At 41.4% G+C, this 22,470-nt stretch carries 17 protein-coding genes; 7 read left to right on the forward strand and 10 right to left on the reverse strand.

What is annotated here, in order from left to right:
* Nucleotides 1-67: 67 nt before the first annotated feature.
* The 6 genes from C9J41_RS09650 (at nt 68) to mgtE (ending at nt 5,123) form a co-directional block, all read left to right on the forward strand.
* A complete protein-coding gene (locus tag C9J41_RS09650; protein WP_107206530.1) occupies nt 68-1,537 on the forward strand; it encodes an RNA polymerase factor sigma-54 in 1,470 nt (489 codons plus the stop codon).
* A gap of 35 nt (nt 1,538-1,572) precedes the next feature.
* Nucleotides 1,573-1,860 (forward strand): ribosome hibernation promoting factor, encoded by a 288-nt coding sequence (gene hpf, locus C9J41_RS09655; RefSeq protein WP_005371137.1) that lies wholly within the window; start codon nt 1,573-1,575, stop codon nt 1,858-1,860.
* A 2-nt stretch (nt 1,861-1,862) separates the two neighbouring features.
* Nucleotides 1,863-2,312: a PTS IIA-like nitrogen regulatory protein PtsN gene (gene ptsN / locus C9J41_RS09660; RefSeq protein WP_107206529.1), complete on the forward strand. Its 450-nt coding sequence runs from the start codon at nt 1,863-1,865 to the stop codon at nt 2,310-2,312.
* Nucleotides 2,313-2,351: 39 nt separating this feature from the next.
* Nucleotides 2,352-3,203: an RNase adapter RapZ gene (gene rapZ, locus C9J41_RS09665; protein ID WP_107260235.1), complete on the forward strand. Its 852-nt coding sequence runs from the start codon at nt 2,352-2,354 to the stop codon at nt 3,201-3,203.
* The gene (locus C9J41_RS09670; protein WP_107206527.1) at nt 3,200-3,472 is read left to right on the forward strand and encodes an HPr family phosphocarrier protein; all 273 of its coding nucleotides are present in this window, start codon (nt 3,200-3,202) and stop codon (nt 3,470-3,472) included. Before rapZ ends, C9J41_RS09670 begins: the two co-directional genes overlap by 4 nt.
* A 289-nt stretch (nt 3,473-3,761) precedes the next feature.
* Nucleotides 3,762-5,123 carry a magnesium transporter gene (mgtE, locus tag C9J41_RS09675; protein ID WP_107287268.1) on the forward strand — a complete coding sequence of 454 codons (1,362 nt, stop codon included), beginning with the start codon at nt 3,762-3,764 and terminating at the stop codon, nt 5,121-5,123.
* Between the two features lie 87 nt (nt 5,124-5,210).
* On the opposite strand, the gene pmbA is transcribed toward mgtE, so the two are convergent.
* Nucleotides 5,211-6,554: a metalloprotease PmbA gene (pmbA, locus tag C9J41_RS09680; protein ID WP_105061026.1), complete on the reverse strand. Its 1,344-nt coding sequence runs from the start codon at nt 6,552-6,554 to the stop codon at nt 5,211-5,213.
* A gap of 113 nt (nt 6,555-6,667) precedes the next feature.
* Here pmbA and yjgA point away from each other — a divergent pair, with 113 nt between their 5' ends.
* Nucleotides 6,668-7,195, forward strand: a complete 528-nt coding sequence (yjgA, locus tag C9J41_RS09685; protein ID WP_107246317.1) for a ribosome biogenesis factor YjgA — start codon at nt 6,668-6,670, stop codon at nt 7,193-7,195.
* Between the two features lie 99 nt (nt 7,196-7,294).
* Here yjgA and tldD read toward each other — a convergent pair whose 3' ends face one another.
* The 9 genes from tldD to C9J41_RS21800 all read right to left on the reverse strand — a co-directional run bounded on the left by tldD (nt 7,295) and on the right by C9J41_RS21800 (nt 22,401).
* Nucleotides 7,295-8,740, reverse strand: a complete 1,446-nt coding sequence (gene tldD / locus C9J41_RS09690; protein WP_107294496.1) for a metalloprotease TldD — start codon at nt 8,738-8,740, stop codon at nt 7,295-7,297.
* Nucleotides 8,741-8,759: 19 nt separating this feature from the next.
* On the reverse strand, nt 8,760-9,578 hold the full coding sequence (locus tag C9J41_RS09695; protein WP_107206523.1) for a carbon-nitrogen hydrolase family protein: 819 nt from the start codon (nt 9,576-9,578) through the stop codon (nt 8,760-8,762).
* 107 nt (nt 9,579-9,685) lie between these two features.
* Nucleotides 9,686-13,549 carry a YhdP family protein gene (locus tag C9J41_RS09700; protein ID WP_233220407.1) on the reverse strand — a complete coding sequence of 1,288 codons (3,864 nt, stop codon included), beginning with the start codon at nt 13,547-13,549 and terminating at the stop codon, nt 9,686-9,688.
* Between the two features lie 31 nt (nt 13,550-13,580).
* On the reverse strand, nt 13,581-15,050 hold the full coding sequence (gene rng / locus C9J41_RS09705; RefSeq protein WP_005371112.1) for a ribonuclease G: 1,470 nt from the start codon (nt 15,048-15,050) through the stop codon (nt 13,581-13,583).
* Nucleotides 15,051-15,062: 12 nt separating this feature from the next.
* Nucleotides 15,063-15,635, reverse strand: coding sequence for a nucleoside triphosphate pyrophosphatase (locus tag C9J41_RS09710; protein ID WP_107294498.1), 573 nt, complete (start codon nt 15,633-15,635; stop codon nt 15,063-15,065).
* Nucleotides 15,636-15,724: 89 nt separating this feature from the next.
* On the reverse strand, nt 15,725-16,213 hold the full coding sequence (gene mreD, locus C9J41_RS09715; RefSeq protein ID WP_107206520.1) for a rod shape-determining protein MreD: 489 nt from the start codon (nt 16,211-16,213) through the stop codon (nt 15,725-15,727).
* Nucleotides 16,203-17,180, reverse strand: coding sequence for a rod shape-determining protein MreC (gene mreC / locus C9J41_RS09720; RefSeq protein ID WP_107206519.1), 978 nt, complete (start codon nt 17,178-17,180; stop codon nt 16,203-16,205). The genes mreD and mreC overlap by 11 nt, the downstream gene beginning before the upstream one ends.
* 43 nt (nt 17,181-17,223) lie before the next feature.
* Complete coding sequence (locus tag C9J41_RS09725; RefSeq protein WP_005371106.1) at nt 17,224-18,267, reverse strand: rod shape-determining protein; 1,044 nt, start codon at nt 18,265-18,267, stop codon at nt 17,224-17,226.
* Nucleotides 18,268-18,393: 126 nt separating this feature from the next.
* A complete protein-coding gene (locus C9J41_RS21800) occupies nt 18,394-22,401 on the reverse strand; it encodes a DUF6701 domain-containing protein (RefSeq protein ID WP_158259676.1) in 4,008 nt (1,335 codons plus the stop codon).
* Nucleotides 22,402-22,470: the final 69 nt, after the last annotated feature.

The raw sequence follows: 22,470 nt of genomic DNA on the forward strand, positions 1-22,470 counted from the left end.
ACATAGGTCTGCTATTGAAGAAAAAGCCACAGCATAAAAATAATAACGACAAGGTATATCTACGTTAATGAAAACTTCGCTCCAGCTTAAGCTAGGCCAACAACTGGCTATGACGCCGCAGCTACAGCAAGCTATTCGCCTGCTGCAGTTATCTACTTTGGATCTCCAACAGGAAATTCAAGAAGCCCTAGATGGAAATCCATTGCTAGAGCTGGAAGAAAATGAAGATCTTTCGACAAACGATGATAAAGCTGCGACAGAATCTTCAACAGACGATGCCTCTGACAATATTGATGATATTGAAAGCTTTGACACCGCCGATGTTATCGATACCAATGAAATGCCAGAAGAACTCCCCGTCGATACGACTTGGGATGATGTTTATAGCGCAGGAACAGGCAGTACAGGCATTGCACTTGACGATGATATTCCTGCCTATCAAGGGGAAACCACGGAATCGTTGCAAGACTACCTAATGTGGCAAGTTCAGCTAACCCCATTTAGTGAAACTGATCTTGCCATTGCAACAGCTATCATTGATGCTGTTGATGAAAAAGGATATTTATCCTGCTCTGCAGAAGATATTCTAGAGAGTTTTGATGATGATGAACTTGAGCTAGATGAAGTTGAAGCGGTATTAAAACGCGTACAACAATTTGACCCTCTCGGTGTCGCTTCTCGTAATTTGCAAGAATGCTTGTTATTGCAACTGGCTACCTACCCAAAAGAGACCCAGTGGCTCACTGAAGCCAAAATGCTACTGTCTGATCATATTGCTCTTTTAGGCAATCGTGATTATCGACAACTGATGCGTGAAACCAAACTAAAAGAAGCCGATTTAAAAGCCGTAATGGCGTTGATCCATTCGCTCGATCCGCGTCCAGGCAATCGTGTTATTCATTCAGACACCGAATATGTGGTACCAGATGTCTCTGTGTTTAAAGATCACGGCAAATGGGTAGTCACTATCAACCCTGACAGCGTGCCACGTATTAAAGTCAATGAACAATACGCAGCATTAAGCAAAAATACCCGCAATAGTGCAGATAGCCAATTTATTCGTACTCACCTGCAAGATGCTAAATGGCTGATCAAAAGTTTAGAAAGTCGAAATGAAACATTACTCAAAGTTGCTCGCTGCATTGTCGAACATCAGCAAGACTTCTTTGAATATGGCGAAGAAGCGATGAAACCCATGGTATTAAATGACATCGCCCTTGCCGTAGAAATGCATGAATCCACCATATCTCGAGTCACAACGCAAAAATATATGCATACACCTCGAGGTATTTTTGAATTGAAATACTTCTTCTCAAGTCATGTCAGTACGGATAATGGTGGCGAATGTTCGTCTACTGCCATCCGCGCACTGGTGAAGAAACTTGTTGCAGCAGAAAACCAAGCGAAGCCATTAAGTGACAGCAAAATTGCGACACTACTAGCCGAGCAAGGCATTATGGTAGCAAGGCGGACTATCGCTAAGTACCGTGAATCCTTAGGTATTCCGCCGTCGAACCAGCGAAAACGTCTGATCTAGATTAACAGGTCAGATCCAACAAAAGGAAGATGTCTATGCAAATCAATATTACAGGGCACCATGTTGATGTAACCGATTCTCTTCGTGAGTATGTCACGACCAAGTTTGAAAAACTTGAGCGCTTCTTCGATAAAATAAACAATGTCCAAGTAATACTTAATGTTGAAAAGCTTCAACAGATCGCTGAAGCTACGCTACATATTAACGCAGGGGAAATCCACGCAAAAGCGGATTCTGAAAATATGTATGCTGCGATTGATGAATTGACTGATAAACTCGTCCGTCAATTAAACAAACACAAAGATAAGCTCAACAGCCACTAACTATGCAACTTAGTCATGTATTGAGCCTGGACTGCACTAAAAGTGCAGTCCCTTGCTCCAGCAAAAAACGCGCGCTAGAACTCATTAGTGAGATAGCTGCCGCTCATCTCGATCAAAACCCACAGCCACTATTCGAATGTATGCTCAATCGTGAAAAGATGGGGACTACAGGTATTGGTAATGGTATTGCGATCCCTCACGGACGTATCAGTAATAGCGATCAAGCCATTGCCGTACTGATTCAATGCCAAGAACCGATTGATTTTGACGCAATTGATAATCAGCCCGTTGATCTTCTGTTTGCGCTGTTTGTACCAGAAGAACAATGTAAAGAGCATTTAAAAACGCTTGCAAGCATGGCTGAAAAGCTAGGTAACAAGCAAGTATGTAAACAACTGCGTCATGCAACTAGCGATCAAGAGCTGTATCATATCCTTACCGATGAATCGTGAACTTTTACTCCATATCCCAATTACCGAGGTAAATAAACCATGATGTTAATGGTTGTAAGTGGCCGTTCTGGTTCAGGAAAATCTGTCGCCTTACGTGTGCTTGAAGATCTCGGCTATTACTGTGTCGATAATCTACCTGTTACTCTACTGCCGCAATTTGTCAAAGACATTGCCCATACTGAGCAAGATATAGCAGTCAGTATTGATGTACGTAACATGCCTCAGCAGCCAGGTGAAATACAGCGTATTCTCAAATCACTTGAGAACGATGTTGATGTTAACGTTGTTTTTCTCGATGCTGATGATAAAGAGTTAGTTAAACGTTATAGCGAAACTCGTCGCTTACATCCTTTATCTCGGCAAAATATGACTCTAGAGCAAGCGATTACCTCTGAAAGTGCCATATTAGGTGATTTAAAAGAGCACGCTGATTTAGTTATCGATACCACAAATAAATCCATTCATGATTTAAGTGAAACCGTTCGTGCTCGCGTATTAGGTCGAGAAGCAAAAGAGCTGATTCTTGTTTTTGAATCATTTGGCTTTAAGCATGGTTTACCTTCAGATGCCGATTATGTATTTGATGTTCGCTTTTTACCCAATCCTCATTGGGTACCTGAACTCAAACCCCAAACAGGGCTAGATCAAGAAGTAAAAGATTTTCTTTCCAGCCAAAGTGAAGTGAATCAACTTAATTACCAAATTCGTAATTTCATAGAAAGTTGGCTCCCAATGCTTGAAAAAAACAACCGCAGCTATGTCACGGTAGCCATTGGTTGTACTGGCGGCCAACATCGTTCTGTCTATATTGCGCAATCTCTTGCTGACTACTTTGAACACCACGGTCAACAAGTCCAAGTTCGTCACCGCACATTAGAAGAAAAACAATGACTGTCCAACGCGAATTATTTATTAAAAACCGACTCGGCTTACACGCACGCGCGGCAATTAAACTGGTTGAACTAGCACAAAGCTTTACCGCAGTGATCACCGTGAGTAATGCTGATGTATCAGCCACTGCTGACAGTGTCATGGGACTTTTAATGCTTGATTCTGCGCAAGGACAAAAAATCATGGTAAGTGCTGAAGGTTTAGACGAAGTCTCAGCACTTAACGCTATTTCCGCTTTAATTGAAGCCGGATTTGATGAAGAAAATTAAACATTACGTTTAAGACTCAATGCCACTCACTTTTCAATTACACTTTAAATAATTTTCTGATGTGTCATTGACAACTAAATCTGAAATTCTGCTTTAATTATCGCTATTATTAATAACTCTGTAGGCAACTGGTGATAACTTTCCGTTAAATAACCGAGTAATTGTGTATGTGATATATGTGAGAAGGATAAATCTGCTCATTATACGTAAAACATGTGAGACAAAAGCTAGGTGATTACGTTAAAATTCAACTTATTGCGCCATCAAAATATAAGTGGGCCTAATACCTATGGCGGATGTATTAGAACAAGATCAAACCCATCAACGACTCCAAGAAGTTAATACTGCATTAGAAAATGGCATGTTTGTCCATGTTCGCCGACTCCTTCAAGAAATGGAGCCGGAAGATATTGCACATCTGTTGGAAGCCTCTCCTCCGAAAGAACGTCAAGTACTATGGCAACTGACCGATCCTGAAGAGCAAGGTGAAATCCTTGATGAACTATCTGAAGATGTAAAAGATGGTATCGTCTCGCAAATGGAGCCAGAGAAACTGGCTGCTGTGACCGAGGGGATGGAAAGCGATGATGTCGCTTATGTACTGCGTAGTCTTCCTGATGAACGTTATCAAGAAGTACTGGCGCAAATGGATAGCACTGACCGTCATCGTATCGAGAAAGCGCTCGCGTACCCTGAAGATACTGCTGGCGGTATGATGAGCACCGACTTCATCACCATTCGTGGTGATGTTACCGCTGATGTTGTCTTACGTTATTTGCGTATGCGAGGCGAGTTACCTGAAGCGACAGATGCTTTATATGTCGTTGATAGCAACGAAACCTTAATAGGCCATTTATCTCTTGCTGCACTAATTACGACACAGCCTGATATTGAAATCAAAGATGTGATGGAAGATGCAGATGAAGCTATTCCTGTCGATATGCCTGACAGTGAAATCGCCAATTTGTTTGAACGTCGTAACTGGGTTTCAGCACCTGTTGTCGATCAAAATAATCTATTACTTGGTCGTATTACTATCGATGACGTGGTCGATCTCATTCGTGAAGAAGCCGAACACTCAATGATGAGTATGGCGGGTATGGACGATGACGAAGATACCTTTGCGCCAGTTTTAAAATCAGCCAAAAGTCGTAGTATTTGGTTAGGTGTTAACGTATTAACAGCACTCGCTGCAGCCTCTGTTTCCAACATGTTTGAAAACACTTTACAACAGATGGCTACTGTTGCTGTATTGATGACTATCGTTCCCTCAATGGGTGGCGTTGCCGGTAACCAAACCGTTGCTCTGGTTATTCGTGGTTTAGCTGTCGGTCACATCGGTGATACCAACACCCGCTGGCTACTAAGTAAAGAGGCCCGTGTTGGTTTAATTAATGGCTTTATATGGGCGTTAATTATCGGTGCGGTTGTCGTTGTTTGGAAAGGCAGTTTAATGCTAGGTGCTATTATGGCCGGTGCAATGCTCGCGAACTTATTTGTCGCCGGTGTCGCTGGTGTTTTGATCCCGATTGGATTGAAAAAACTCAAGATCGATCCAGCATTAGCTGGCGGTATGGCATTAACGACGTGTACTGATATTGTCGGTTTAATGGTATTCCTTGGTCTTGCGACTATCTTCATTACCCCCTAAAAACAGCCCTTTCCTGTAATATGAATAAATAAAAAAAGCCCGAATCATGTTGATTCGGGCTTTTCGTTTTAATCAATTTAGCAAAAATTACTCACCAGCAATCTTCATTGAATCTAATAACATCGAGCCAGTTAAGATCTGACTGCGAGTTTCAGTATCATTACCAATAGCAACGATATTCTGCATCATATCTTTTAAATTACCGGCAATCGTAATTTCAGACACTGGATATTGAATTTGACCATTCTCAACCCAGAAACCCGCTGCACCACGCGAGTAATCACCCGTTACGATATTCACGCCTTGACCCATTAGCTCTGTGACCAATAAACCTCGATCCATCTTCTTCAGCATTTGCTCAAAAGACTCACCGGTCGATTTCACCATCCAGTTATGAATACCACCCGCATGACCTGTTGGCTGCATATTCATTTTACGAGCAGCGTAGCTGGTCAGTAAGTAAGTTTGCAACACACCGTCAGTAATGATTTCACGATCATAAGTGGCTAAACCTTCACTATCAAATGGGGTACTCGCCATACCACGTAAAATATGTGGACGCTCGCTAATACCTAACCACTCTGGAAAAATTTGTTCACCTAACTTATCAACTAAAAAAGAAGATTTACGGTACAGATTAGCACCACTGATCCCCATCACTAAGTGACCAAACAAGCCTGTGGCAATATCCGCTGCAAACATCACAGGTGCTTCACGGGTTGTCAGTTTCTGCGCATCAACACGCCCCACTGTACGCTCAGCTGCATGGCGACCCACACGCTCTGGTGTCCACATCTCAGAGGCTAAACGTGAAGTGGTGTAGCTGTAATCTCGCTCCATCTCACCATTTTTACCTTCCGCTATCACACAACAACTGATGCTGTGACGACTTGAGGCATAACTTGCCAACATGCCATGGCTGTTTCCATAAACACGGACACCGTAATGGCTATCATAGCTTGCGCCATCACTTTGTTTAATTCGAGGATCATAAGCTAATGCGGCTTCTTCTGCAGCAATAGCAATCGCGGCTGCGCGATCGGGCTCTGGCTCATCTGGATGGAATAAATCCAAATCAGGAATATCACGTGCCATTAACTCTTTCGGTCCAGGCCCTGCAAAAGGATCTTCTGAAGTGTAATTAGCAATATCCAGTGCGGCTGCTACTGTCTGAGCAATTGCTGATTCACTTAAATCAGAAGTTGATGCGCTGCCTTTGCGATTTCCGCGATAAACAGTGATCCCTAATGCGCCATCACTATTAAATTCAACATTCTCAACATCACACATACGTGTAGAGACACTGATCCCTGTTGTTTTGTTAATGGCTACTTCGGCGGCATCCGCTTGTTTACCGGCGACTTCCAGTGCTTTCGCAACCGCAGCTTCCAGTTCAACACGCTGCTGGGCTACCTGTTCTCTTACGTCCATACAATCACTTAAGGTTAGAGTTTTGCTTATTGGTTATAGAATAATGTAATTTACGCCCAAAATCGTTATTAAACTGATAAAATAGAGCTATTGATAGTGTTAGTGAGCCCATTATGAGCCGTAAAAACAAGAAAGCCCCTTGGGATGAAGAAGAAGAAATCATCTGGGTAAGTAAATCCGAGATGAAACGCGACATGGATGCGCTACAAAAAATTGGTGAAGAGTTAGTTGAATTAACACCTAATGCACTCGCTAAGATGCCTCTTGATGACGAAATGATGGATGCAATTAAAGACGCTCAGCGCTTTAATAAAGAAGCACGTCGTCGTCAACTTCAATATATCGGTAAGCAAATGCGCTTTATCGACATTGAACCAATCCAAGCGGCACTCGATAAATTACGTAATAAGCACTCTCAGCATACTGTTGCGCTGAAAAAGCTTGAGCTAAAACGGGATAAGTTAATCGAAAATGGCGATAGCATGATCAATGCTATCTTAGTCGATCACCCAGATGCTGATCGCCAACATTTACGCCAACTTGTTCGCCAAGCAACAAAAGAAAAATCACAAGAGAAGCCAGGTAAGGCTTACCGTGAAATTTTCCAATACCTTAAATCTTTATACCTAGAAGATAAGTGATCACTCACCTCTTTTCGTTGTGATAAAGTAAAAATAAAAAAAGCCAGCAGGAATTATTCATGCTGGCTTTTTCTTTATCAAATAGACGTGCGAGAAGATTTACTCAGTGCCGCCTACTGTCATTGAATCAATTTTCAGGGTTGGCTGACCAACACCCACAGGTACACTTTGTCCCGCTTTACCACACACACCCACACCACGGTCGATATCTAAGTCATTACCAACCATAGAAACTTGCTGCATCGCTTCAATACCGCTACCAATTAAAGTTGCGCCTTTAATTGGACGAGTGATCTTACCGTTTTCAATTAAGTAAGCTTCTGATGCAGAGAATACAAATTTCCCCGATGTGATATCGACCTGACCACCACCGAAGTTAGGGGCGTAGATGCCTTTCTTCACGCTGGAAATAATTTCTTCTGGTGTATGTTCACCAGGCAGCATGTAAGTGTTTGTCATGCGAGGCATAGGTAAATGCGCATATGACTCACGACGACCATTACCAGTAGGCGCTACGCCCATTAGACGTGCGTTAAGCTTATCTTGCATGTAGCCTTTTAGCTTACCGCCTTCCACCAGCACATTGTATTGTGAAGGTGTGCCTTCATCATCAATGTTAATAGAGCCACGACGATCAACCAGTGTACCGTCATCGACAATGGTACATAACGGTGATGTGACTTGCTCACCTAACTGACCAGAGAACATCGATGAACCTTTACGGTTAAAGTCGCCTTCAAGGCCATGGCCGACAGCTTCGTGTAACAACACGCCAGGCCAACCCGCTCCTAAAACCACCGGCATGGTACCTGCAGGGGCAGCGTCTGCTTCTAGGTTAATCAATGCTTGGCGGATAGCTTCATCAGCAAAATACAATGCTTGGCTTTTACCATCGGTTTCAGTTAAGAACATTTCATAACCGTAACGACCACCGCCACCCGCACTACCACGCTCACGTTTATCGCCTTTTTCAACCAGAACACTAATAGATAAACGAACAAGCGGGCGAATATCTGCCGCATAAGTGCCATCAAGCGCGGCAACTAACACCTCTTCATAGACACCATTGATGCTAACCGACACTTCCGTGACTAATGGCTCTTTAGTACGAATATAACGATCAATTTCTTCCAGTAATGCAATTTTTTGGAATTTATCAAGACTACCTAATGGATTAATAGGGGCATAAATACCTGATGGTGTTAGTGGGCTGAAAGTTTGTACTTTGCCACTTCCCCCTTGGCGCACAATACCACGTGCCGCTTTGGCACTTTGCGTTAGTGCCAATAGGTTTATTTGATCAGAATATGCAAAACCTGTTTTCTCGCCAGCAACCGCACGTACACCTACACCACGATCGATATTAAACGAACCATCTTTAATAATACTGTCTTCCAGTACTAACGACTCATGCCAGCAAGATTGGAAATAAATATCGGCATAATCCACATCTCTTGCTGCAATTAGCCCAAGGATATTATGCAGTTCATCACGGCCAAGACCTGATTGGTCTAGCATGGTATTTTCTACGGTGTTAAGGGTCATTAATTTGCTCTTAAATTATTTAGCGCGGTTGAACATAAAATTTAGTATGTTCAGCAACAGGCATGTTGGCGCGGATCTTCTCAGATAATTGTAAATCAATATTGGCAGTCAGAACACCGGTGCCTTGCTGCTGACAGGCAACAATTTGCCCCCAAGGATCAATAATCATTGAGTGGCCCCATGTTTCTCGCCCTTCATTATGCTCGCCCCATTGTGCAGCGGCAATCACCCAACACTGAGTTTCAATAGCACGAGCTCGTAATAATACTTCCCAATGCGCTTTACCTGTTAACTTAGTAAACGCTGCGGGCACAACAATAATATCAGCACCTTGTGCGCGTAATGCACTATATTGCAATGGAAATCTTACATCATAGCAAATCGACATCCCGATATTGCCATACGGTGTTTTTACGACTTTAAGCTCATCACCCGCTTTAAAAGTATCAGACTCTCGATAGCTACGGTGTTTATCGGCAACATCGACATCGAACATATGCAGCTTATTATAATGTTCTTGGAGTTGGCCTTTATCGTTATATAACAAGCTGGTTGATGTGATTGAACCATCGGGTTGTAAGATAGGCATTGAGCCCAGTAAAAGCCAAATGCCTAACTTTTCAGTTAATGCTGATAATTCTTTTTGAAATGGGCCGTCATTGAGAGGTTCAGCCCATTTCTGGTAATCTGCTTTACTACCAAAAACTAAGGTATTTTCAGGAGTAACAACCAATTTAGCCCCTTGTAGCTGAAGCCCTTTCACTTTCTTTTTTAATTTAGTGAGATTATGTTCAGGATCTGCTCCCGAATTCATTTGTACTAAACCAATCTTCGCCATGACCTTCTCCCTGGGCCTATACACTTGTTATACTCAACATATAACGTATTTATTACTATCTCTTTGTTGTACCACTGATAAAAATTAACGCAACCCATTCATTTAGCTTACTCATCAGGCACAGTATACTCACCAGATAAGCGTGAGCGCTCTACAACGTTCGGAGCTTCAATCGAACCCGTTACTTGATAATTAACCTGAGTGATCACATCTAACACGGGTGATAACACCGTTGAAATAGCTAACACATATAACGCTGTTTGTGGCGCAACAGCAAAAGCGGTTAAAACAGGTAAGCCCGAGGTAAAGTCAGGAATAAACTTCACATTTGCATCGACCTTTTCATTCACCAGATCAACCTTACCTTTAATGTACATATCACCGGCTAATGCTTGCATCTTGATATCGTTACTATAAAAGGTGCCTTGCTTAATTGTTCCTGTTCCTTTGATATAGTTAAACGCTAAGCCATTATCAAATACCCCCGAGAAATCGAGCTGCATTTTTCGAATAATAGAATCTAAACTAAATAGGCCAAGCAATCGTCCTGCGCCAAATGCGCCACTGACTAGCCCTTTGCCAATATCTGTTTTCACCTTGCCATTTAATGTTCGGCGATCCATCGCCCAAGGTGATCCTTGCCATGCGGCTGAAATACTCGTATCAAACGATGCACCTTGCACGCCACCTTCAATACCAAAGCGACCTAATAAATCGGAGCTATTGTCACCTTTCACCATGAAACTTAACGCCGAATGATTAAGGTTATCTTTAAAATACCAACGTCCATTAGCATCTAATTTGATATTACCAGCATTAATATTGAACGTTTTCAACGTTAATTGATTTGAGGACTTCTCAAGTACAGCATTGACTTGCCCTAATCGATAGCCCTGTAGCCATGCATCCGATATCGTAAGTTTAATAGCAGGGATCGCAGCCATTACCTTACGATCTAGCGCTGTGACTATCGGAGATAATAGAGGAGGCGCTTTTTTAGTAATATCAGCTTGCTGCTGAGTAACTGACTTTTTATCTAATTGTGGAAAGTTAAGATGAAGGGATTTAAAGATCGCATTCACCGTATTTTTCTGATCCCAAGTAATATAGCCTTCAGCTTGTCGGCTCTCTAATTTCGCGGACCACTGATGACCATGTTTGACATGCAAATTAACATCATTCCACACTAACCCGCCCAAGGTTAACTGCTTAACTTTTGCCTCTATCTTGCTTGGAATCGGCCATACAATCCCCTCATTACCATGGCTTTTATTGGTGTTTGATTGTTGCCACTTATTCGCAAAAGCGATCCACGAATCAACATTGAATACCTTCGTATCGATATTCACCACATGTCCAATACCTAATGATGACTGAATCTCTTTTTTACCAATCATCAAATCACTGGCTGCTAATTGTGGTTTTCCATCAATAAGGTTCACACGTGCTTGATAAGCCGCATCAGGCATCTGAAGTTGCCCATTAAAGCTTTGTGCATTGCCATCAACATTCACCGTCATAAACTGCGATTGATTGAGCTTAGGTTGATAAGATAACGGATAGGGTAAATCACTCTTAATGTGGGTAAGAGGTAATAGACTTTTTACTTTGTAAGTAAAATAATCACCTTCTAAATCTACCTGGACATTTGTTTTCCAATCACTGGTTCCTGAAAGATAATGCAATAACTGTTTAGGAATATAAGGCTGCAATCGAGCGACTTGCCAATCACCAGCCACATCAACATTTACTCGATAATGATTGTTTGCAACATTATTACCCGTAAATCCAAGCCTAATCGGTTGATCAAATAATTTACCGCTTAAGTCTTCAGCCCTAATTTTGGCATTATCAAAGGTTAAACTACCGTAAGTATTATCAACAGTCAGAGCTGGTGTTCGTAAATCGATACGATTATTTTTAAAAAACACCTGACCTTTCGCATCCACATCACTGCCGTCAAAAGGTATATCAAGGGTTAATTTAGCTGTAACAGGCCCATTCACCCTCACTGTTTGTAATGCGCTCCCTACAGAATCGGCTAATGGCGTTTTCAGCATGTACTCTGTAACATCTTTGCCACTCGCGGCAAGATCAAATGCTAGTTTCAAATGCCCATCAGGGGCTAATTTTGCCCCACCAACCACATTAGAGCCAACGGCTGATAACGTTTTTACATGACTGGCATCAATCGTCATACGATCATTTTTAAAGCCTAAATTAAGATTGAGATCTGTTAATAATGGCCAATCAGGATCAAACTGAAATTTTGCTTTTTTCAGTGGGACTTTAACTTCAAAGACACCATCATGATTAGGATAAGGAAATGTGTTTAAAGGACCAAACCAGAGCAGTTCAGCGTCTTTCACCGTACCGCCTTTTATCGCGGTAGCTAGATAATGGGTTAATTTATTACCAAGCGCTGGTCGAGGTAAATAACGCCATGTTTGCCCAGCATCTTTAACCGACGCTTCACCATAAAAAGCCAACCATGCAGGCGATTTTTGATAAAAATCGAGTCTAAATTGCCCTTTTGCATTGAGATCTGGGGTGGCCACACTCAGTTTATCACTCCATAAACTGGTGCCTTGATTATCATGTTTCCAATATGCATCAATCGTCGCGTCATTGATGTTTAATGGTTTCGGAAAAACCTTACCATAAGGCAGAGCATCATCATCGACTCGAATTTTCACTGCACCTTGTGTTGTATCACCAGCAATATGCGCATTTAGCTTATTAATACCAGGTAGTAACTGCCACTGTTTAAATGCTAAATCATCAAGATTTAATGAAAAATGGATCGGCTTATCTTGCTCGCCAGCAACCCGAATTTTTGTCACCAGCCCTGTCGGTTGTAACGCAGTGATCGCTTCCGTAATGCTGTTAGACTTGGGTAAAAAAGATCGCAATGGTAGTAATCGATCTAATTTGATATTGGTCAGTGCCGCTTTCCAATTTACAGGCTGCCATTGCTTATTAAGTGAAAATTGCGCTGCGATATCAAATTTAGGCCACGATATCTTATCGGTAGCTATATCAAATTGCTCGGTATCAATCCGCCATACGCGTTGCTGTTTATCGAAGGTGGGCTTTAGCGCAACAACGCCACCGTTAATAACAATTTGGTGTGATTTATGTTGGGTCGTCCAATCAATATGACTTTTGGCAAGTTGGATCATCGCTGAACTTATCGTGCCTTGATCTAACGATAACCACGCTTGCATACTCAATTTACTGTCTGAAATATCAGCGACACCGGTAAATTTTTTATTTAACCATGGTGTGACCGAAATGTTTTTTCCTTTGAGATATAGCGTTCCATTCACACTAGACAAACCACCTTGTTCGGTAATGTCTGCTTTTACTTCAACTTGGCCTAATGGACTATTAATCAATCCAACGGAACCTTGAGCAAAATGATGCCCTCCCTCATTGCGCCAGTTAAGTTGTGTAACCGCTAGATGTAATGCTTTACCTGAAGGAGAAGGAACGGTAACCGTCGCGTTTTTTAATGTCACATTATCAATACGCGTGAAAAAAAATTGCTCTAACCGTTTAACAAAAGAAATATCAGAAGAGGGTTTCGAAGCACGACGTGGAAGTTGTGTAATATCTAAATCGAATTGCTCAATTTGGACATGTTTAAAGACGGGTCTAAATGTCAGCACTGACTGCCAGAAATCTAAATAGATCTCGGCTTGCCCAACCTTCACTAATGGTGCTGAATGATTATTTTCAGCCACCGATAATTGGTTAAATTTTATTTCGGGCCCCGATTGTAGCCAGCGCCCATCAATATTTTCTACCGATATTTGGGTATGTGTTTGCTGAGAAAGCCACTGCGCTATTGGCTGACGATAATGGTCAAGGTGAGGAAGAGAAAAGCGGAGAGTACTGATCAAAATAGCCAATGTTACTGCAACAATAACCACTAACCACAATACACCACGTAAGGTTTTTGCCACCATACGGTTCACTGACTCTTCCCCATTGGTATCATTACATCATTACCACATCGAACTGCTCTTGGTTATACAGCGGCTCAGGCTTTATTTTTACTTGTTTACCAATAAAGACCTCAAGCTCAGCTAATGCATGCGATTCATCCCCCATAAGGGCCTCACCCACCGCGGATGAAACATACACGATAAATCGATCAGCATCGTAAGCACGATTGACTCGGGTTATTTCTCGCAATACCTCATAGCAAACACTTTCAACTGTTTTCACCGTACCACGACCATCACAAGATGGACACGTGCCACACAACACATGTTCAATACTTTCACGGGTACGTTTACGCGTCATTTCAACCAAGCCTAATTGCGTAAAGCCATTAATATTGGTTTTCACTCGATCATAAGAAAGTGCTTGCTCAAGCGCTTGTAAAACGCGTTGTTGGTGTTCCTCTGAAATCATATCGATAAAATCAATAATGATAATGCCGCCTAAATTACGTAACCGTAATTGGCGTGCGATAGCTTTCGTTGCTTCAATATTGGTATTAAAAATAGTCTCATCGAGATTTCTTCGCCCAACAAACGCACCGGTATTAATATCAACCGTGGTCATCGCTTCTGTTTGATCGATGATCAAATACCCGCCAGACTTCATTTCAACTTTACGATCTAAGGAGCGCTGAATTTCAGACTCGGTATCATAGAGATCAAAGATAGGCTGCTGACCTGAATAATATTCAATATTATCTGTCACTTCAGGTACGAACTCATCTGTAAACTCTTTTAATTTATCAAATGCTTGGCGTGAGTCGACTTTGATATTATCAATTTCAGTACCAACAAAATCACGTAAGATACGTTGTGCAAGTCCTAGCTCACCATACAACATCGAACGTGGCTTATACTTAGCACGACGCTCTAATACTTTACGCCACAAGTGCTTTAAAAAAGCAGCATCTTGAGCGACTTCATCAGTATTCGCCCCTTCTGCAGCCGTTCGAATAATAAAGCCGCCTAAATCATCACAATGCTGTAAAACCGCTTTTTTCAAACGATCACGCTCTTTCTCACTTTCAATCCGCTGAGATACACCAACATGGCTTGCTCCCGGCATGAAAACAAGGTAACGAGACGGTAAGGTAATATCAGTCGTTAACCGCGCACCTTTAGTTCCCAGAGGATCTTTCACCACCTGTACGACAATGTCTTGCCCTTGACGCACAAGCTCTGAAATGTCGCGCACCTGAAATTGTTTTTTCTCATTTTCAGCCACACATTCCGTGTGGGGAACAATATCTGAAGCATGTAAAAATGCAGCTTTATCTAACCCAATATCGACAAATGCCGCCTGCATACCAGGAAGTACGCGACTTACTCGCCCTTTGTAAATATTTCCGACGATACCGCGTTTCGATTCACGTTCAATGTGGATCTCTTGCAATACGCCATGTTCAATCATTGCGACACGGGTTTCACTCGGCGTCACATTGATCAGCAGCTCAGTGCTCATGGTTGCCTCTATTTATAACTTTAAAAAATCTTGTAACAGGATGTCGGTTTCCACTAGCGGTAACCCCATCACTGCATAAAAACTGCCATCGATACGTTCAACGAATTTGCCACCTAAGCCTTGGATGCCATAACTGCCCGCTTTATCTTGTGGCTCTCCACTTTGCCAATATTTTTTGATTTCGTTATCTGACAAAGGCTTAAACCACACTTGCGTGATCACTAGCTTAGTTTCAATCCTTTCTTTCGTTGCGACTGTCACTGCGGTCATCACTTGATGTTGACGACCAGACAGCATTTTCAGCATACGCGCTGCATCATTAAAATCGACAGGTTTTTCTAATATTTGCTGATCAGCCACAACAATTGTGTCCGATCCTAAAACAGGTAAATCAGCCGGCGCTGCTTTTACTCCAGCTAAGGCTTTATCGCGCGATAAACGCTGAACATAATTTTCAGGGCTTTCGCCTACTTGGTGGCATTCTTCGACATCTACCACAACACGTTCAAACTGATAGCCTAACTGATTTAATAACTCCATTCGACGAGGCGAACCTGAAGCAAGATATAATTGAATAGCAGCCATGATACACCTCAAACTTACATTTATACTTTAAAAACATTTAATTATAAATAAGGGGAAGACCAATTGGCTTCCCCTTTATGCTATTGCGATTAACGAATCGAAAATTTACGACGTATACGCCGTAATAATAAGAACAACCATGGCCATAATATAAAGTTTAATACGACAGCCCATAATTGTTGTGGCTCAAAAGTTACATTTGAGACTAAGTATTCAGCCCAGTATTCAATAAGCTTACCGGCTAATGATAACAGCGCGAAGACAATCGCTTGTTGTCCTAATGACAGGTTACGAAGTACTCTAAAATTTAAAGCAACAATGTAAGCAATCACCGACATCATTAAGCCGCGGACACCTAACGTAGATCCTAAAATCAAATCCCACAATAAGCCGATAATTAAAGCAGTTCCCACGTTAACACGATGTGGTAAGGCTAATACCCAATAACAAGTAACCAGTAAAACCCATGAAGGTCGAAACGGTTCCAACATTCCGGGCCAAGGAGCTGCTTGCAGCACCAGCGCAAAAACGAATGACAACCAAATCCAAATTCGGCCATGTGCTTGGCTAGTTGGCATTATTCACCTCACTGCTCGGCTTTTTGTTCTCAATAGGTGCTGTTGGTTTTACACCATTTGCTGGTACAGCAACTGCAGGAGAAATGGTTGAAACCGCACTTGAAGGCGCAATCGATTTTGTGGCTGACGTTTCTGCCGCTTTCATTCTATCGGTTGGCCAGACTAATAATAAGTAACGTAATCGGTCAAATTGCACGGTTGGTTTAGCGATAATTTGTGCAAATGGGCGTTTATTGTCAAAAGAGAACTCAGTTACACGTGCAACCGGATATCCTTCAGGATAGCGACCACCGAGCCCAGAGCTCACCAATAAATCACCTACACGAATATCCGTGCTGCTTGGGACATGCTCAAGTTGAAGCTCATTACTCTTTCCAGTTCCTGTTGCAATAACACGAATGTCGTTACGCACAACTTGTACTGGAATAGCATTCGTCGGATCAATCAGTAATAAAACACGACTATTATGCGCGCCAACATAGGAGATCTGCCCAACAATACCTTTATCATTAATAACAGGCTGGCCTTCATATACTCCATCAACACGCCCTTTATCAATCATCACTTGATGACTATAAGGATCAGAGTCGACCGCCATCACTTCGGCGATCATTTTACGCTCACCACGAACAAACGGTGAACCTAATAAATTTCTTAAACGCTGATTTTCTTGCTGTAATTGATCAAGCAATAAAACATTACTTTTCATCACCAACAAATCACGCTTCAACGCTTTATTCTCAACTAATAATTGCTGATGAGAACTCATTTGACCATTAAGGCCATCAAGTAATTCACGCGGTAAATTAGCCGCATACTGAAGCGGAGCGATTGCTGAGTTCAAAAAATAACGAACATTGGCAAAAGCATCAAGACGACTATCGGCTAGCATAAGGCTAGCCGATAGTAATATGGCAAGAAACAGGCGTAATTGCAGAGAGGGTCCTCTGCCAAAGATAGGTTTCATCTAACGCTATAACCTGTTTTATAGAAAACTAACGCAGGCATTATTACTCTTCGCTGAAGAGATCGCCACCGTGCATATCAATCATTTCTAACGCTTTACCGCCACCACGAGCCACACATGTTAGTGGGTCTTCAGCAACAACCACAGGAATACCTGTTTCTTCTGTAAGTAGACGGTCTAAATCGCGAAGTAGTGCACCACCACCCGTCAGTACCATGCCACGCTCTGAAATATCAGATGCAAGCTCTGGTGGACACTGTTCTAGTGCAACCATTACTGCAGATACAATACCTGTTAGTGGTTCTTGTAAAGCTTCTAGGATTTCATTTGAATTTAACGTAAAGCTACGCGGTACACCTTCTGCAAGGTTACGACCACGCACTTCAATTTCACGCACTTCATCACCTGGGTACGCTGAACCGATTTCATGCTTAATGCGCTCAGCGGTTGCTTCACCAATCAGACTACCGTAGTTACGACGTACGTAATTGATAACGGCTTCATCAAAACGGTCACCACCGATACGAACCGATGATGAGTAAACCACACCGTTAAGTGAGATCACTGCAACTTCTGTTGTACCACCACCGATATCGATCACCATAGAACCCGTTGCTTCAGACACTGGCATACCAGCACCGATAGCAGCCGCCATTGGCTCATCGATTAAGTAAACTTCACGAGCACCAGCACCTTGTGCTGATTCACGGATTGCACGACGTTCAACTTGCGTTGAGCCACAAGGAACCGCAACTAACACACGAGGGCTTGGGCGAAGAATACTGTTGTCATGTACTTGCTTAATAAAATGCTGCAACATTTTTTCAGTCACATAGAAATCAGCAATTACACCGTCTTTCATTGGGCGGATAGCAGCAATATTACCTGGTGTACGACCAAGCATTAATTTTGCGTCATGACCTACCGCTGCAACACTTTTTGTTGCGCCTGCACGGTCTTGACGGATTGCAACCACAGAGGGTTCATCTAGAACGATGCCCTGTCCTTTGACATAAATAAGGGTGTTGGCAGTACCCAAGTCAATAGACAGGTCATTAGAAAACATGCCACGAAGTTTTTTAAACATAGTCTTCGGCTAATCCTGAAAGCTCAAAATTCGTTAAATTGCACTAAATGTACCAAGCGCTAGACACTGAAACAAGGTAAGGATTGTCAAACCTACCACAGATTTGCAATTTATTTGCGCTAAGGCCTAATTTAACCCTTTTTCACCTCGATAAACGATGCGATCACTCCCACGATATACACCAAATGTCACAATCGCGGATGGATCTTCATCACCTAATTCTCGCCAATTATAGGTTAGCCACGGTTGGTGCTTTTTGTTGGTTTGGCTACAACCAATATTACTTGGTGTGTTGGTTGCAATACGTAACCAAAAACGGGTTTGTTGTTTTTTATAATTAGCAGGCGGTGATAGTTGTGGATGAGCTTCAATTTCATCGCTTTCACCAACGCTGACCTTTCCCGTTACATTAGTTGTTAATATCGATGTATTCGATCCATCAACCGGATGTAATGCCTTCTTACAATAATAATTACTGTTGTATGTTGAGCCACTATCATCAGTATGGGTTTGAAATTCACTCCCATCCCAATATTCGATTTTTAATGGCAGACTAACAGGTTGATCAAATGGGCTGATCGCATCATCTAGAACCATTCGCCCATAACGTAAATTAGGCGTTTCTTCGAACTGTGCGATGGTATATGTATCGATAACATCGTTTTTAACCGATGTACTACTTCGAATAGATATGGGATCTTGATTTTCTGTTATATACCCACCAAAGCGGCTATTATTTAAAGACCAAGGGCCATCTTCTTCTGTTGTTGGGTTGATGGCTGCAATGGCCTTACGTGCTAATAGCCATGTTTGTTGAACGTCACGATTCCAGTTTCCCTTAAAGCTCTTCTCTGTCAAGCCTGTTATATGATGATATGAGAAACGATGATTTAAGCTCGTTAATGATGGATCCTCATACGCAGTCAGTGCAACATCAGCTTGATACGCCAAATCAAAGTTGCTGTAGTTATTCACTTGATTACCCAACGCATTTTTCGCTTTTATCATGACTTGAACATTAAATGGTTGGCTTAAATAAGCAAATTGATCATGTCCGTTTGGATATATAATGCGATTAGGTTGAAGCTCTAAATATTTAGGGTAAAAACGGCCAATATTGCGATAGCCTTGATTAATATTCATACCCAAATATTGTGCAGCCATATTCGCTTGTAAACGAACACTCCCTACTTCACTCCAAGATAAACCGGTATAGGTTAAAGCTTCAGTATGTTCTTTTACTTTAATGCCTTGCAATTCACCTGGCTCACCATTCACAGGTGTTATTGAATGATCTGATGGAATAGATAATTCAACATTTGCAGCTGGAGCATCTGCTTTAGAAAAGTTAGGTGTTATTGTGCTTTCACACAAATCAATGCTACTTGAATACCGACTATTAATATCTGCAGTTTCAGATCCCGCATTGCGCCAGACAATAGGTTTTACATCAACATCAAATTTCTCACCCGATGCCACAAAGCCTTCACCTGATGATGATGTACCGTCTGCTTTTATATATTCACCATCTTGATTTTTGGGACACACGGCAAGTGTCCATGGGCGGGCATGCACTTCAACAGAGCCTTCTAATTGTTTCCAACTCCCAAACTCTGTTGGTAATTCATCATCAGTAGAAAAAATATCGCAGCCGGTTGATAACGAGCAATTAGGATCTGCAAGGTTTAACCCTACAATACCTGCATCGGGATATTTCAGCGCAAAGGTCGCTAGCCCCTTATCAAAAGAAAATGTTTCTTGAGACGTTTGCCAGTCACTATTCATAGCCTTTATTTGTAAGTCGCCATTACCCTGGCTTGCTGGCTGTAAGAAAGTACTCGTCATAACTAACGGTTTATCACCTTGATAACCTGTTGCAATTGTTACTTGATCATTTTTGCAAGCAAGGACTTTTACTTTAATATTTTCCCTAGGTTTACCCGCAATGACTTTTATTGGACTTGGCGAAATATCAAATTTAAACGGTACAAACGTATAACGACCATTAACGGTGTTGGTTGATGGGGCATTATTTAATTGTCCTTTAACCGCTATATTGCCGATATAATCATGACTTTTAAGCCGCAACTGACCAACACCATTTTTAATATTAACGTCAGCGACTTCTGAAACATCTTTATAAGGCGTTTCACTATTGATTGGAAACCACGATGCTTTTCCAGCTGTTGAAATATTGGTGGTTACTGATACTGAACCAGAATAGGTGTCAGCTAGCGTTCCGTCTTCATTTTTAACACTAAACGTAACAGGCAAATAATCGCAGGTTAATGAAAATGCAGTTGATGGCTCAATATCTAAAATATAATTATCAGGTTTAGGGTCAAAACACTCACTTTCACCAATAATTTTTGATTTATTAATTAGTTCTATCTGATTAATCGTTACCGAACCATATACTATCGCATTGTTACTTAAGTAAGTTTTTTTCTCTGAATAGATAAGCGCCTTTACAATAGAGCTGTTAGACACTGCGTTAAAATCTTTAAATAACAAAGTCGAAGTTGGTGGCTCATTATAGGCGTAGATCACCAAATTATCAGGACTGCCATCTACATTAATTAAAGCGCCATTAGTTCCTGATGTATGGTTAAAAGAGTAACCTCTGGTATAGATAACTACTTTATTATTTTCTGGAATAACAATTCGAGAACCATTTACGATAAAACTATCAATCCAGTAGGTGCCCGTTTTTAATGTTAGCTGACTATTTGAATCTAAAGACAATGTTTCAATTTTCATCTCTTTGTTTAACGTTATAGATCCGCCTCTAACAGACAAATTTTTATATTCACTGTATGGGATCTCTGGTTCAATTTGTTTTCCAGCGTCAAATACATTATTACTTTTATTTTCTTTAAAACTAGGAAGTTGAGGCTTATTTTCTTTCTTTACAATTAAATCTTGATTCTCATTACATGGAGAATCATCACAACCTTTATCAAGGTAATTATTTATACTTTCTTGGCGAAAACCGACATACCTTTTATTTTTGATTTCAACCGTATTTATTAGTCGACTATCTTTCCCAATTTGTAAACTCGGATCACTATTACCTTGCCATGTTTGAGCTGGGCTTAGAAAATATTTACAAATATTATTGGCCAGCGGCTTTTTAGCGAAAGCAAAAAAGCCCACCTTTTCTTTTATATGTGCGCGTTGACCTATATACGTCCATGGTGGGATATCTTCATCAACAACAAAACTCACCTGTGTTAAGGACTTCTTACACTGACGAACCCAGCCACCTTGTCCACCTTGGCGCTGCAACTTCCCGGCGATAAAATTTGGAACAGTGGTATAAGTTTGACGAAGATTAATAGGAGTATTACATGTGTACTGTAATGGCTTCAGTTTACCCGAATTTGAAACGATATCACCTGATGAAAATTCATAGTCATAACCATTGGTTTCACCAATATTAGGAACACTGACTAAATAACCAATTTTCTCATGTTCCTCAACGTCAATATCACGTTTATTTACACGCGTAATTTCAAGACCTAGGTCAAATCCCATTGATGAAATATTTTTAGTTGCGGTCGTTAACCAGCGTTCATTGTTTTTCGTTTGGACTTCTGAGAGAACAATCGGCGATTCACTCAACAATGAAGAGTACGAGGAGAGATCCACTCTTTCATAGGCAGGTGAAGACCTTTTACCATCTGCGGAATATCTTTTCGTATTCACACTGCCTGCGAATACTCTGTGTCCATCCTCAAATGTTGTAACCCCCTCTTCAATAACCAAATAAGAAATCACTGGCATTTGATTACGTGATAACGAATAGGAGTTAGACAGTGGCGCAACTATTTGTGCTACGGAAAAAGATTTTTTTGTAACATTTAACAAAGCAAGGGTCTGAGGGGCGTCATTATCTGGATTATCGCTGGGTATTGTTGGCATTAAAAATACAAGCGGTTTAGTCGCATATGCATTTTTTAATCTAACAACACAACCAGATTGATCCTCATAGGAGTTTGCTGATTCAGGTAAAATAAATGATGAACATGTGCTGGTATCAAATGTACCAAATTCATACTGAGCACTATGCGCTTGCCATGCAAAGAATAAACTGAAAAATAAAACGTTGATTAACTTAAGACATAAACGCATAAACATCCTTTTACCCAAAATAAAAAGCGAGTCCGTGCCTTAAGGGTATTTGACTAATTTCAACTTAAT

The sequence above is a fragment of the Photobacterium sp. GB-50 genome (genome assembly GCF_003026755.1).
In the GTDB taxonomy this organism is placed as follows: Bacteria; Pseudomonadota; Gammaproteobacteria; order Enterobacterales; family Vibrionaceae; genus Photobacterium.